Annotated in this window: 8 protein-coding genes; 4 read left to right on the top strand and 4 right to left on the bottom strand. The window is 52.2% G+C overall.

Annotated elements, in window-relative coordinates:
* Positions 1-72 precede the first annotated feature (72 nt).
* The 3 genes from VFO10_RS01095 to VFO10_RS01085 form a co-directional block, all read right to left on the bottom strand.
* The gene (locus tag VFO10_RS01095; RefSeq protein WP_325136814.1) at positions 73-1,056 is read right to left on the bottom strand and encodes a hypothetical protein; all 984 of its coding nucleotides are present in this window, start codon (positions 1,054-1,056) and stop codon (positions 73-75) included.
* A 302-nt stretch (positions 1,057-1,358) separates the two neighbouring features.
* Entirely contained in the window at positions 1,359-5,339 is a 3,981-nt protein-coding gene (locus VFO10_RS01090; protein ID WP_325136813.1) for a zinc-dependent metalloprotease, read from the bottom strand.
* Positions 5,340-5,392: 53 nt separating this feature from the next.
* Complete coding sequence (locus tag VFO10_RS01085) at positions 5,393-6,238, bottom strand: hypothetical protein (protein WP_325136812.1); 846 nt, start codon at positions 6,236-6,238, stop codon at positions 5,393-5,395.
* A 329-nt stretch (positions 6,239-6,567) separates the two neighbouring features.
* On the opposite strand from VFO10_RS01085, the gene VFO10_RS01080 reads away from it, so the two are divergent.
* Entirely contained in the window at positions 6,568-7,152 is a 585-nt protein-coding gene (locus tag VFO10_RS01080) for a hypothetical protein (RefSeq protein WP_325136811.1), read from the top strand.
* Between the two features lie 7 nt (positions 7,153-7,159).
* Here the strand turns inward: VFO10_RS01080 and VFO10_RS01075 are convergent, their stop codons facing one another.
* On the bottom strand, positions 7,160-8,101 hold the full coding sequence (locus tag VFO10_RS01075; RefSeq protein WP_325136810.1) for a hypothetical protein: 942 nt from the start codon (positions 8,099-8,101) through the stop codon (positions 7,160-7,162).
* Between the two features lie 169 nt (positions 8,102-8,270).
* Between VFO10_RS01075 and VFO10_RS01070 the strand changes: the two genes are divergently transcribed.
* From VFO10_RS01070 to VFO10_RS01060, 3 genes are all read left to right on the top strand, one after another.
* Complete coding sequence (locus tag VFO10_RS01070) at positions 8,271-10,586, top strand: DUF1592 domain-containing protein (protein ID WP_325136809.1); 2,316 nt, start codon at positions 8,271-8,273, stop codon at positions 10,584-10,586.
* Between the two features lie 3 nt (positions 10,587-10,589).
* A complete protein-coding gene (locus tag VFO10_RS01065) occupies positions 10,590-11,837 on the top strand; it encodes a DUF1552 domain-containing protein (RefSeq protein WP_325136808.1) in 1,248 nt (415 codons plus the stop codon).
* Positions 11,838-11,941: 104 nt separating this feature from the next.
* Positions 11,942-14,773 (top strand): 7TM diverse intracellular signaling domain-containing protein, encoded by a 2,832-nt coding sequence (locus VFO10_RS01060; RefSeq protein WP_325136807.1) that lies wholly within the window; start codon positions 11,942-11,944, stop codon positions 14,771-14,773.
* Position 14,774: the final 1 nt, after the last annotated feature.

Here is a 14,774-nt window from a genome sequence, read left to right as displayed (position 1 = left end):
CCGCAGGATAAGGTCGGGATCAACATCCCAGTCACGCGACAATCCATGTTCGTACTTGGGTAGAAAAGTTTCTTAAACTTTCTTCAGCACTGTATCAGAATAGCTGACACATTCCGCGCCAACCAAGGTAATGACAAGTCCTTGACTCTCGGCACCGACTTCGCCATAGACGAAGCCCGAGGCGTAACCGATCACTTTTCTTTTGCCAGTACGGATCGGTTGATCTGCGTTCGGTTTTTTAAAACCCAACAAACAGGCCAAAGCTGAGTCAGCAACCGGATTGATTTCCTGTAACAAAGCACGTGGATTAACCAAACTAACAAAAGAAGGTTCTGCGTCAGCGGCTTCAGACATTGCTACCAACTGCGAAGACAAACCAAGATGTATGGAGGTTATCGTAGCAATATCCTCTGCGGATAGAACGCCGTTTTGCGCCGGAATTCTTATGTCGAGGATGGTATCTAGCTGTCGTTCTTCATTTGAGAGTGCACGATAAGACTTGGTAGGATCGTATCCGGGTTTCACTGATTCTTTTACATCATTCAATTGTCCGAGAACAGAACGGATGGCTCTAACATCTTGTTCAGCATACTGCGGTTTTGAGCCAAGTTCTACTTCAGAGTCACGTGCATCGTCCAATCCAACAAGTGCTTGGGCAGGGTTGTTTAGCGCAGTCATCAGAGTCTGAGTGCATTGCGCATACAGCTCCAAATCGCAAGGGCCAATATCATTGAATATGGGTGCTTTAACACTGTTTTTCGCGTCTTTGTCTAGCTCAACTTTAATAAGGTCTTTGAATTTACTAAAGTCGGGAGAGTTACAGGATTTGCTTCCTTGAAGTTTCACGCCCGGGAGCTGGGACGTATTGCCAGTCAACGAACCCAGTCCGCCCGAAAGCCCTGGTTTCAGATTGATAGCGGGAACGCCGCTAGGTGCACTAGGAAGCTTTTCTACTCCGGAAGGTAGCGAAAAGCGCTGACCATAAATAGGTTGCCACGCAATAGAAGCCGCTATCACGGTACCCATAATTCGAGATTTTACAGAGTTAGTCTTCATGCCAAGCCTTTGTTGTACAAATTTAAAACTGCGGTGCCAACTAGCTCTATCAAATGTAGTTAGAAGCCACAATCAGTGATCAAATTAGGTCTACTAAAAACGTTTTCATCCGAATTGGACAACTAATGGAAGGATTCGCATTTGATTAAGTGGCGTAAAAAAATTGACAAGAAGATTTACTGCTAAAATGACTTAGATGTGCGTAAAGTGCTCTATCTTGATTAGATGGTTACGAAGGCTCAACAACAAGAAAAGCCCCCGGTCCGAAGACGCGGGGGCCTGATGTCTAGTAGGCATTTAACTTAGAAGGTCTCAACGAAGCCTTGCAGAGTCCGGCGCTGGATTTGGAAATCCAGACCAGACTGAGTTTGGAATTCTTTGACGGACTGGTAAGCAGGATTTGCCAACGCTTCCTGCAAGAAGCCTTGAACCTGGTCCACGATACCAGGAGCATTGTCCTGCAGCGACACGCCTTCAGCGGCAAGGCCTGTGTCGGTTGTGAACTTGGCCAAGCGCTGTTCCAGAGCTTTTACCTGAGCAGGCTGGAGTGCGAGCCCGAGGCTGTCAAGCAAAGTGAAGCTGGCGCGTACCATTTTCTCTTGATTGCTCACTGCGAGTTCGTTCTGGTTCGTCAGCTGTACTTTGAGGCGTTCAGTCAGAACAGGTTTGACTTTAGCATCAGCAAAGCTGGTCAGAGCACTGACCTGGTTCATCTTAACAAGGCGATCTATTATCGCTGCGATGTAACCCTTGGAGGCGTATACGACCTGGTTCTTAGCGTTCTTCACGAACACCACGGAATCTCCCTGGTCACGAACCCACTTATAGAGGTTCGAAGTATTCTGCTCGATCGACGGCGTCAAGCTGCGAGCGTCGGTGTAAGCCTGGCTGTAGATCAGATTCGAGCCCTTGAACAACGAGCTGAGCATTACACTGTTGACCGAGCCGGTTTCCTGGAAGAACGGAATCTTCGCGCCAGCCAGGGTTGAGTCGATCGAGCCACCATCGACACCCAGCAGAGCTTGCGCCAGGAAGGAGTCGTAGATGGTTTTCTTGAACCAAGGGATGTCCAGGAAGTTATAAGCACCACCAGAGTTTTGAACCGATGCGAGAGTCGAATTACGATCAGTTAAGAGCTGAACGGCAGCCAGCTTATAGTTCACAACACCAGACGAATAGGTTGGACTCAGATCCGCACCAGAAATCCCGAACGAGAATCCACGTTTCAGTTTGTCAGATGCGCTGGTTGGGTCCAGGTTGAGTTCAAGTGGGAACAAATCCATACCGCGGTCTTCAGCTTTTACAGTCGCAGGGCCGGCTTCAGAGCCGAAGAATGGACCAAGGAAAGGTTCGGCTTGTTTACAGTTCTGAACGGTCTTCTGCTCGGTTTCGTAAATTGCGTTACGCAGGATTTGGAACTGGAAGGGGAAGGGGGCTTCACCGTCCACGGTCAGCATACAAACGCGTGGCGCCAATTCAATAACCTGACGAGCAAAGTCGAAGATCAATTTAGTTGCTTCGTAATAGTCAGCCAGAGTCTTGTCTCTGGATGACTTAATCACGTTTTCAATGAGATCATTTTCATCTGTCACATATTCAAGGTATGCGCCGGCCTTACGACCGATGAGGAAGCGGAAATGGTCATGGATCTGCTTGAAGTTCGTGAAGTAACTCAAACCGCCACCCGAACCGATGAAACGAGCGCTGTTATAGATGTAACCATTTTGAATAATGTCGGCATGAATTTGGCTGATAGCCCACTTCACGTATTCCTGGGGCTTGGCACCGATGTCCCACTTCAAACAGAGAGGGTTGAAGAAGGGCTCGTTGTTCGAATTCAGTACGTCTGTGCACATTTCATAGTTCTTGAGCTCTGTGCTGGCTTCCTTGGCAACTCTGTAGATGCTTTTGTTAGCAGGAACTTCCAGGATCTCACCTTTGGTCGTTTCCACTTTACGGCCGTAAAGGTAACGAATCGCAGCGACGTCGTAAGGGCCTACGCGATCGTAGAGGTCAAAGTCACGAGCAGGGTAATCCATGACGGAAGAGGATGGATAAGCAACACGACCTTGCTCGTCTTTCGCGAAGTTAGCGGCATCGCTCGAAGCGGCAAAGTTGTGGCCCAGACCGAAGTTGTGACCAATTTCGTGAACCAGAGTGGATGTCAGGAGTTCTTTCATCAAAGGCTGAGCACAAGCAAGGATGGCTTCTTCTTCGCCTTCGCCGTTCAGAACGCTTGGGTCGCTCGAATGTTCAGCTTTCAATTTGCCCAGGTATTCAGCAAAAGGGTTGCCTTCAACGAGACAGCTCTCGCGGATTTTTCTCCAGGAGTTGGCTGATGCAGCGACATTGGCAAATTCGCAAACAGGGCCATTGGCGGTTTGCATAACATTTTTCTTTGTTTCGCGAGCTTTGTTGGCCTTCTGCAGCGAGTCAAGGCTGTCGAATTGAGCGATGCGGCTGAGTACGCCTTCTTTCATGCCCTCAGGAGCGCGATCGAAGAGACCGGGTGTGGATTGGAAATAGTTGTAAAGACTCGAGCGACCCGACGTAATCACTGCTGTCGAAGCCAGGATTGTGCCGCCTTCCAGAGCAGCGTCAGACGCTGCGAAAAGAGGTACGCCGCCTACAGTCTTGTCTTCGTAAAGACCGAGTTCGTTACGGACGAAGTTGCGGATATTGCGAATGATACCTTCGCGATAAGCACGCAGATAAATGTGAGTTGCAGCCGAAAAAGTTTGGCCGGAACGGCTGTCCTGGACCGAAGGTCCGAAGCCGAGCAGCATACCGCCGTCCATCGACGAGTCAATTTCGTATCCGTAGAAGACAACCTGGTTATAGCGTACGTCACCTACATCAACGCGCTCGTCACTCAGACGAATGCGGATGTCAGTGCCGGCTTCTTTGAACGCCTTGTCCCAAGCCGTAACTGAATTCTGGATAGCCTCGATGAACTCAGGCTGATTTGGAGTGTTTTTGCTGATGTGGAACACGATCTCGCCGTTTTCTGGATAAAAACGGTTGGCGAAGACCAGTTTGTTCAGATCCGGTTCCTGAGTATAAAGGTTGCCGTTGATCACAGTGCGCTTGTCCGCAAATACGTGGAAGAGCTTGGTGTCTTCAGCATACATGCGCTGGCCTTCAACACGGCGGTTGGATTTGGCAAGCGAATACTTATAGGTGTTACCCGTGCTCGACTCATAGATCGTGAACGATACGTAGTCAGTGCTGACTTCAAGTTTTTCCAGTTTGTTGTCGAGCGTAAACGCCTTGTCCAAGCGGTCAGCGTTGTTAAAGTCGACAAGCGCGTATTGACGCTCTTTCCAGAAGCGGGAAGAGCCTTCCTTGTCGCCCAGCATCTGTTCTTTCAAACGAGCTGAAGGGCCAGCAGTGTCGGTCTTAAAATCAACCCACTGAACAGGAATTTCAAGAGCGGTGATGGTCTTGGTTGGATCCAGGACTTGCTGCTCTTTTGCGATGTTCAGATCCACGCCAATCAAACTGTTATTGGTACGTGCAAATTTGATTTTGAGCGAAGCCTCTGTTTCACCAAGGATCGCGTTCGATGAGATCGAACGGCCCACCAGGGTCTTGGTGAAGAACCATTCGTCATTCGGGTTAAAGAAGTCTGCAGTAAAGAGATCAGGCTTGTTAGGCGCTTCGAAGTACTGAACCTGGCCTGGATTCACTTTAAAGTGAGACGCCTGCGACAGGTAATCACGAGCGAAGGTTGTGATTTGACGAGTAGGCTTGCCGCGCTCGTCTTTCACTTGCTCGACAGTGAAGAGCGAGATGGGAAGACCCATCAGGGGAACTTCGTACATGCCGTTGCCAGCGTCGGTGGCAAAGGTCAGTTCCTGGCTCGGGATGTCAGACTTGGCCGCTACCTTGGAAAGGATTACGTAGTAGTCGGTGAAGCTGTACTTGAAGGTGTACTCGAAGTTCTCGCGACCGTAGAAGTTGAAGTCGGAGATGTCGATGCCTGCGAAGAGGCCATCTTCAATCTTGAATTCAACGGCGTCGAGACTGTTGATCTTGTCGAAGCCGTTCAAAGTCAAAAGTTCGTCAGCGCGTGACGTTTGACCCTTGAAGCGCTTCTCGCCTGTTTTGAGTGTGAACGTGTCCCCTTCGAATTGCTTAATTTCGTAGAGGTTGTCCCCTGACCCTTGGGTGAATCGCAGACCGCGCTTCTTTTCGCAGCCGGTCTGGCCAAGGCCGACCACAAGACTACCGGCTAATGCCAGCGTCTGGATCGCTCCAAATGTTCCCCTAAACATCGTCATATAAGTTCCTTTCCAATCAGCGAGGCAAGGCGCCTCTAGATCACCCTCATGCATTAAAACGTATAGGTCGCCGCAAGTTCATAGATCGTCGTTTGAAAATCATAAAGCGCGAACTGTGCAGTTTGCGCATCGTAGCTGTAGGCACGGTTTTCAGTACCTTGGCTGACGCTCAAGGCCAGCTGATTGCTTACGCTGTATCCAGCTGCAAGCTTGTGCTCGTAACGCGTGTCGAGCCAGGTGTCGTTTGATTTCCGGGATTTTTTCAAGCCGTAAGAACCGGAAAGCTGAACGCTATCGGTTACCTCAAGAGCGGCGGATACACCTGTTCCCAATGCGACTGTCGTGTTGGGAGTGCCGTTCTCTGAAGCGTCATACTCAAAGAAGTTACGCGAAGCATTGCCCGAAAGGCCGACGGCCAGGCTCTTGCCGATGGGCAGGCGTTTCCAACTGCGGGTCAGGCTTGCGCTGCCTCCCACAGAACCGCGATAGGACAAATAATCTCGGGATTCCGAGTTGGTGGGCGCGACTACTGTTCCTCTGTAACGGAACTCAAGATTTTTGGCGACTTCGTAGGGACTGCTTATGTAAGCCAGGGAGGTCGCGGACCATATGTTGCGCTCTTCCAGAGCATCCAGATCGCGTGACACGCCAGTGGACAACAGAAAGCTGCTGGAGTCGAGGAGCATGTGAACAAGGTTGAATTCGATGGCTGCGACCGATTGATAATACGCGGAATCCTGACCGGCGGCACTGCGCAGGTACGAAGTTTGTACCGAAGGAGTCCAGCCACCTAACTTGGTTTCCACCTTGTCTGTGACTGTCTGAGCCGAGGCTGCTTGCAGACAGATGAGTTGTCCGACGAGCCAGGTCGATGGATTGAGGAGTTTCGAGATCCGCATATCAGCCTCTTCTTCTTCGGTCGGCCATCCAGCCAGTCTGGTTGGCTAAAAAAAAGCCCTTTCGAGCTTCGAGCGTCAGTTTGCGGATTAATAAATCTTAATTGAGATAGATTCAACTACATTATTGTCGTAACCGGATATTACAGCCTCAGCTTGAGCAAATAAAAAGAGCTTCTTGGACATTTGTTTAACTATGGGAAATTAATGAATAAATTAAGACGGATGGGTCGGTCATTGGGGCTTGACATGTATGCTGTATTGGCTTAAAAAGGGGCAATCGGCCCGCCTGGGCTGATTATGGATGTCAAAGTGTTGTTGCTGGGTGATTTATGCTGCTGTTGCTGACTTCCTGGATTTCGCGTCCTGTCACGTCTTCTTTTTTTAAAAATCTTCCATCATTACTGTTGGTTATGCCGCTTTTGGCCTGCGGATCGCAGCCGCCTACGTCAGATGGCGCGAGTTCCAAGCCCGAGACGCGTTTTGAGTCGGAGCTGATGCCCCTGGTCGCGGCTTACGAGAGTGATGCGCAGGCGAATGCCATCCCGGTTTCACCTGAATTGCGGAGCCAGCTCGTCCAGGTCGTTTGGCAAGATGATCTGGGGCAGCAGGGTGATGAAACGGTATTAGGCCGCTGTGAACGCATGAATGAGAATCATCCCGATGAGTCGATGCGCTTTAGGACGGTCAAGATCCGGAAACCGGATGCGGCTGGTTATGTGGGGCGAATTAAGGTTGATGCACTGACGCTGAAGACTATTGTTTATCACGAGCTGGGCCACTGTCTTCACGATTTCCGCGGGCACCTGCCCGAGGCATCCCATCAGATCATGAGCACGGCCCTTCCGAAAGAACGCTTTCAATCCTTCCATGAACTTTTGCATCAGCACTTTGCGCTGCTGAAATCAGGGCACTGAAAGCCGTTCAGGATTTATTCTGCTTTTTCACCGCTTCTTCGCTGACGTCCTGCTGCTTGGTGGTCGTATATCCACAGGCGCGGGACGGTTCCTCGGCCACTTTCTGAGCGTCCGTCACGCAGAGTTTCAGGTTGATGTTCTCGGTATCTGAACTCGCCGCTTTATCGAGCAGGGCGAAACCCTCCTGTCCAAGCGGGGTCTTGCGGTCACCCTTGGCCTTGCAGATCAGGGAGACGGCCAGCATGATGTCGGAACAGGCATTGGTTCCATCGAAGGCAATGCCTTCACGGTGGAGCTTGATGCTTTTGTCGAGGCTGCCGCGCACATCAAAGAGCCATTCGATCAGCCACATGTCCGGAATAAGACGGTAGAACATCCCAAGCCCATAGCGGACGCTGCCCTGCATCGTAATGCTGGGATAAAAGTGGTAATTCACGTTGGAGGCCAGGACTTCCAGCCAGAGCTTTTCCACGGTCTTGGCATTTTTCAGGGACGCTAGGATTCCATCTATACTGCCGATGCTGCCGATCGCGGACCCCAGGAAGAGTTTGCAAAGAGGCTGGTTCGGATCAATTTTTAAACAGGATTCCGTGGCTTTTTTGCCTTTCAGAAAAATTTCACGGGCCAAAGGCAGATCCTTCTCGTCATTATAGGACGAACCCCACTGGAACGCGGTGCTGCCGAGTATCCAATAGCCATCGACCCACTTGGGATTGGTTTTAAGAATCGTTTCCGTGATTTCATAGGAGCGCTTCAGCTGCTCGCGGGTGAGCGTCTTCTGCTCTTTTCCATCGCCATAGATCGCCCAGTAAGCCTGATAGAGGTCCGGGCGCTTTCTTAAGGGCTCCCAGTTGATTTCATGTTCTTTGTATTCTTTTCCATACAGGGAATTGTGATTCAGACCCAAGACAGCAGCGCACACGAACCACAGGATGCTTCGGAAACTCATGCGTCTCATCCTTTTCACGAGGCAAATACCTCTGCGTAAACTTTCGCCATATTCCTTTCGGTCAAGCAGAATTCATCTTGAGAGCCGACCATTTGGATGTTCGGAAAAAAAAGACGATTGTCAGTCCAACCCCAGGCCATTAGAAATGAAACAAAGAAGGGGGACATCTATGCGACGAAGGCTGATTTTCTTTTTGGCACTGCTGTGGAGCTGGAGCCTGGTGGCCGAGGACAATGTTTCGGGCTTCTACGTCTTCTTCAAGAAACCGGAGAGCTGGAATCAAGTCTATCTTTACACCTGGTACGTTCAGGACAACAAGGTGGTCGAAACCAGTGGACGCTGGCCAGGCAAGGCTTTGGCTGACGTAGCCGGTTGGTACCGGGGCTTCATCGATCAGAAGCAAACCGACCCCAAGGATCAATCCATCAAATTGATCTTCACCAACGCCAGCGGTGAACAGACGCCGGATCTTACGCGGAAAGAGAACGGCTGGTACGTCTGGAAAAAGCAAAATCAGGTCGTCAATCAATGGTTCGACCTCAATCCCGAAGAACGACTTTATTCGGTCACCATTCAAAATGGATCGGGATCGGGTCAATACAGTCCTGGTTCCCTCGTTCGTATTCAAGCCGGAACACCTGTTCCTTCGCTGTTCACCGGCTGGACGGGGGACATCACTCTTCTTGCTGACCCCAAACGAAGTGAAAGCCAATTTTCGATGCCGGATCGTGATGTGCTGCTGACCGCCGGCTATGAGGATCTGAGTCCCGGGCAAAAGCAGTATCAAACCCAGTGCGCGAAGTGTCACGGCAAGGATGGGGAAGGGGGCGCGGGAACTCCACTGCTGATCAGTCTTGGCAAATGCACCAGCTGTGGTCAGGTCGAAAAACTCACGGAGCGGATCAGTACGACCATGCCTTTGGGCAAGGTCGGGCAGTGCACAGGGGACTGTGCCCGCGATGTAGCGCGTTATATCCGCTTCGCCCTGAATCCTGCTGATGCAGTTGATTGCAAGGCGCCCGGCAGCAATCTGGGGCGGCGTCAGCTGCGTCTTCTCACCGAGCGTGAGTATCGCAACAGTGTGCGGGTGATCCTGGGTGTCACCGATATCAATGCTCTTAAATTCTGGCCTGAGCCGGCGAACGTCCTTGGGTATAACAACAATGCTGATGCCGCTGTCGTCACCGACCGTCACCTTGTGGTCTTTGCCAAATCGGCCCGGGAAATCGCGGAAAAAGCCAAGGCCCAAACCTCGTGCGGTTCGGATCGTCGCTGCTTTGCCGAAAAAATCGGTCTGAAACTCTATCGGCGTCCTTTGACTCAGACGGAGGTGGATGCTTACGCCGCGATGGAACCCACCAAAGTTCTGGAGACCATGCTGCAGTCCCCTTATTTCCTTTATCGCTCGGAAATCGGCAGTTTTGTATCACCGATGAATGCCTACTCTTTGGATTCCTACGAGGTGGCGACAGCCCTGGCTTATAGTCTGACGGGAACGCCTCCCGATGAAACGCTGCTGGCTGCGGCTGCGGACGGCAGCATCAAAGATCCTGCCACACGGCGCCGCGAAGCCGAGCGTTTGCTGGGCACGGATGCGGCTCGCGAGACGTTCGCGGATTTTGCGATGCAGTGGCTCGGGATCAGTTCCTTGCCCTTTGTCACGCGGGACAATCAAAAGCTAACGCCTGCTCTGCGTGCTGACATGATGGAGGAAACAAGGCGCTTTCTGGCGAATCTCGTCTTTGATCAGAATGGATCGGTGAAGGATCTCTACGCAGCCGATTCCACTCCGCTGACGCAAAAGCTGGCCGCTCATTACGGGCTGCCTGCGCCCGCCCAGGATTGGCAGAATGTGAATTATGATCGCGAGCGCCGCGGTTTGATCGCGCAGGGTTCCATCCTCGTGACCTATGCGAATTCCACGGAAGCTTCGCCCATCAAACGCGGGGTTTTTGTCAGGAATCGCCTTCTTTGTCAGGATCTGCCGCCACCACCGGCGAATGTGGATACGACCATTCCTCCTCCTGCTCCAGGTTTGACCATGCGCGAGCGGCTGGCTCGTCACCTGTCGCAGGGACAGCAGAGTGATGGCAGCAATTCCTGCGCGTCCTGTCATCAGTATATTGATAAACTCGGTTTTGGTTTTGAGCGCTTCGATGAAGTCGGACTTTTCCGCGAGGCTTACGCGGAAAAACCAGGGTTTCCCATCGATGTGTCGGGCGAGATCAAAAGTCCTTTGAATCTTTCCGATCCGACGGCTCTGCCCTTTCAGAATTTTGCGGAACTCGGCACACTTCTGAGTGAAAGCCCAACGGCCAAAGCCTGTCTTGGCATCCAATACCTCCGCTATGCTCAGGGGCATGTCGCGCAGAGCACGGACCAGTGCCTGCAGACCTCGATTCGGGAGCAGCTGCAGCAGGATAAGAGTCTGCGTGCGGTGATGATGGACTTTGTCAGCTCGGACAGCTTTGTGTGGAGGAAATAAAAGATGATGGAGCGTCGTAGCTTTTTACAGTATATGGCTGGCATGACGTCACTGCTGTGGGCCCGCAATCTTCTGGGGCAGGCCCCCGCGCCTTTTGATCCTAAAAAGGCCGAGCGTCTGATCGTGGTTTATCATCCGGACGGGGCTTTTCTGGAGCAGTGGCATCCGTCAGCTCTTTCAGGATCCATCAGCACGCTGCCTGAATCCCTTCTGCCGCTCGCACCCTATCGCGATCAGCTGGTGCTCCTGCGCCGCCTGAATCTTCTGGATGGAAACGGCGACGGGCATGAGGAGGCGGCCCGCTGCCTCCTGTCGGCAAGCACCAATCCCAGCCAGGGTTCGCTGGATGTTCATCTTGCCGATCAATTCAAACAGGCGCTGCTGCATGTCGGAGTGCAGGCGAGCAAGAATCAGGGACACTCCATCAGCTTTCTGCCGGGTGGATCGGAGAAAATCGCGGATGACAGTCCTCTGGCTGTCTATCAAAGGCTCTTCAAAAGCAGTGGTTTGGAGTCCGACGCGGTGGATGCCGCGCTCCTGAAGAACGTGGAAAAGGAGCTGCAAACTTTCCTGGCCAAAACCGACATCGAACGCGAGAAGAACAAGATTCAGCAGCATCTGAAACAGATCCAGGTGCTTTTGAGCAGTTCGGGAAGCTGCAGCGGCTATGATCTTTCGAGCTTTGCCTATGATGATGGACGCAAGTGGGATGACAAGACCGCTCCTGTTATCATGAAAATGCAGATGTATAACCTGGTGCAGGCCATGGAATGCGGGTTGGCGCGGGTGGCCACGCTGCAGTTTTCCCGGCATACGAGCACGATCAAGATGGATTACGATTGGCTGAATCGCTGGAACAATGAATGGCCTATGGAAAGCCATCAGGCCTCGCATAACAGCGGCGCTATCCATGCTCAGCAGAAAAAATGGGTCAATCAGCAGCTGACGACGCTCTTTGCTTTGCTGGCCGCACGCCCCGAACCCAGGGCCGGCCGCACGGGATCCATGCTGGATAACTCGCTGATCCTGGTCGTCACAGAAATCGCCCAGGGCGCTTCGCACACCAGAAAGGATATGCCCTATTACCTGATGGGAGGCAAGGGTCTTGCCGGGTACAATCCAGGGCGTATACTCGACTGTAACGGGGCCTCGCACAGCCAGCTGCTCTATTCGATGGCTCAGGTCATGGGCGGCACACCAGGCGGCGCCTATGCATCCGCAGGTCCTCTGAAGGGATTGTTCACGGTTTAAGGAAAAAACCAAGGGCGGGAATCACGTATTCCCGCAGCTTTTCCGTCAATGTTCCCCATGGATTGCCGATAGCAGACATAAGCTCCACTTTAGGAGGTGGCGTCGTGTGTCCGCTCATTCGCATCGTGATCATCCTTCTGTCCATCCCACTGGGATGGTGCGGACCAGCTTGGGCTGAAGTCCAGCTTCGGGAAGCCAAACAGGGTACCTTGGATGCCCGTGGCTGGGACTTTCAAAAAGAAGGTCTTCCCCTGCGCGGCCAATGGATGTTTCACTGGAAACGGCTTTTCACTGCGGATGAAATCAAGACCGAAGCTTTTTTAAAGGACAAGACCTTTCTGATTCCCAATCCCTCGGGATCATGGGATGCCCTGGGCGGCGATATCACAGCCCAGGGTTATGCCAGCTACGTCCTGCATATTCAGGGCCTGAAAACGCCCCCGGAAGGTCTGAGCATCACCTTTGGCCAGTTCATCAATTCCCATAAAACATGGCTCTATATCCCTGCCCGTCGGGAAGCTATACTCCTTGCGGACGTCGGTGTGGTCACGGATCGCGAGGCAACGTCCGTACCCCAGAGCCGCAAGATCATCGCCGCTCTTCCGGAACTCGATGGCAGTGATGTGTATCTGGTGATGGGGGTATCTTCGTTTCATTTGAACAGCTCATTCGCGGATACGCCCGCCATCGAGCTGACGCCGCGCGCGGCTGCGAAAGACCAGTTTCAGATCATGGAAGCCTGCTTTGTGCTGGGCATGTTTTTTCTGCTCGTGATCAGTAACGCCTCGCTTTTTGTATTAAGGCCCGAAGACAGGCCGAGTCTTCTGATGGCGGGATTCAGCTTGATCATGGGGCTTCGCTTTTTCAGTACAGAGGCTCTGCTCACTCGCATATTCCCAGAGCCCACGCTTTTGAATTTTAGTCTTATGATCTATCCGAATGCTCTGGCGTTTCCGCTCGGTTTTGCCATGTATTTCCATTTCTTTCACCTGGCGTTCCCTGGCTATTTCCCGCGCCGGGCTGTTCAGATCGGCTGGGCGACGGCTCTGACTTACACGGCCTTTACCCTGGTCTTCCCGAAGCAGGCCGGGCCACTTTGGTTTCACTTCTTTTTGCCCATCATCGGCCTTACGCTCTTGATGTTCTGGCAGCTGACCCGAGCCACATGGCGTCGGGTGCGCGGCGCATCCATGGCTTTTCTGGGTATCGCGCTCTTCGTGGCGGCCATGACCAATGATGTGCTGGTGTATGTGAATCAGCTGCCTCTGCCTTTCGTGGGACACTATGGAATGGTCGCCTTTATCTTCTGCCAGTCCCTGGTGGTCGGAAGTCATTTCGCCTTTGCCTTCCGAACCGCGGATAAATTGAGCAAGGATCTTCAGCTGGAAGTGGCCCGGCAGACCCGCGATGTGAAGATGATTCTGCAGAATATCCATCAGGGTATCTTTACGGTTCGTGCCCCGGGGCTGGTCGTCGGGGATGACTATTCGAAATTCCTGGAACACATTCTGAATACCGATTCCATCAAGAATCGCAACGCCATGGACCTTGTGTTTGCGGCCAGCGACCTGAATGCCGAGCAGAAGAGCATCGTCCAGACCATCCTGGAAAGCAGCATCAATGAATCTCCGCTTAATTTTGAAATGAACCAGGATAATCTGATCCGCGAGATGCGTCTTCACACCGCAAGCGGTCAGGATAAGATTCTGCTTTTGGATTGGCAGCCTGTCGTCGATGCGGGCAGGGATGTGGTGGAAAAGATGCTCGTGACCCTGCGGGACGTCACCGAGCTGAAAGCCATGGAGCTGCAGAATAGAAAACAGCAGCGTGATATTGAGCTGATCGGGGAAATCATCGAAATCAATCCCGAAAAGTTCGATATCTTCATGAAGACCGGCCGCAACTTTATCGCGGAAAATCGCCGCCTCATCGAAAGCTCGGCGGTGCCGGATGACGATGCCCTGAAGATCCTCTTCATCAATATGCATACCATCAAAGGTGCTGCGCGTACCTATCGCTTCAAGAGCATGACGGCCCTGGTGCATGACTGCGAGCAGACCTACGCCCATGTGCAAAAGAAGGAAGCGGCCTGGAACCAGGCCCTTGCCCTTAGCCAGCTGAGTGACGTCGAGAAGGTCTTTCAGGACTACGATACGGTCAATCGGCAGAAGCTGAAGCGGAGCGAAAATCTGGACGTCGTGAAGATCGACCTGGAGACGGTGCGGGAAAACATCAAGCACCTGCACGAGATCGAGGAGTTCCATCTGGACGAAAAAATGACTCCTTTTGTCGATTATGTCCGCAAGACTTTTTATCAGCTCTATTATTTGGAAGTCGAAAAACTTTTCGAGGATATCTGCAAACCCCTTGCGACCCTTGCCAAGGACCTGAAAAAGCCGGTTCCGCGGGTCAGCTTCCAGTCCGTGCCGGCCGGGATCAGCAACGAAGGCTGCGAAGTCATCCGCAACATTTTCATTCACCTGCTGCGCAACACCATGGATCATGGCATCGAGGATGCGGAAACGCGGATGATGAAGGGGAAATCCCCAGAAGGCATGATTCACATGGATATTAGTCTGGGTTCACAGGGTCGTCTTGAGATCCTTTACGGGGATGATGGGGCGGGTCTGCGGCTCGATCGTATTCGCGATTTGGGAGTGCGGCAGGGCTTGATCAAGGAAGACGAGAATCGTCCGCAAAGGATTGCGGAACTTATCTTCATGGCAGGATTTTCGACGGCGAAGACAGTCAATGATATCTCGGGTCGTGGCGTGGGTATGAGCGCCGTGCGGGAGTATCTGCAAAAAATCGGCGGGGATGTGACCATTCACCTGATCAATTCCGGTGGGGAAATCAAACCGACGGAATTTGAAATCGAGATTCAGCTTCCGGCGCCGCTTTTCACCATTTTCAAAGAAGAAAAGAAGGTGGCTTGAT

Origin of the sequence: Oligoflexus sp. (assembly GCF_035712445.1) — a bacterium.
GTDB lineage: Bacteria > Bdellovibrionota_B > Oligoflexia > Oligoflexales > Oligoflexaceae > Oligoflexus.
This window is presented reverse-complemented; position numbering and strand designations above follow the sequence as displayed.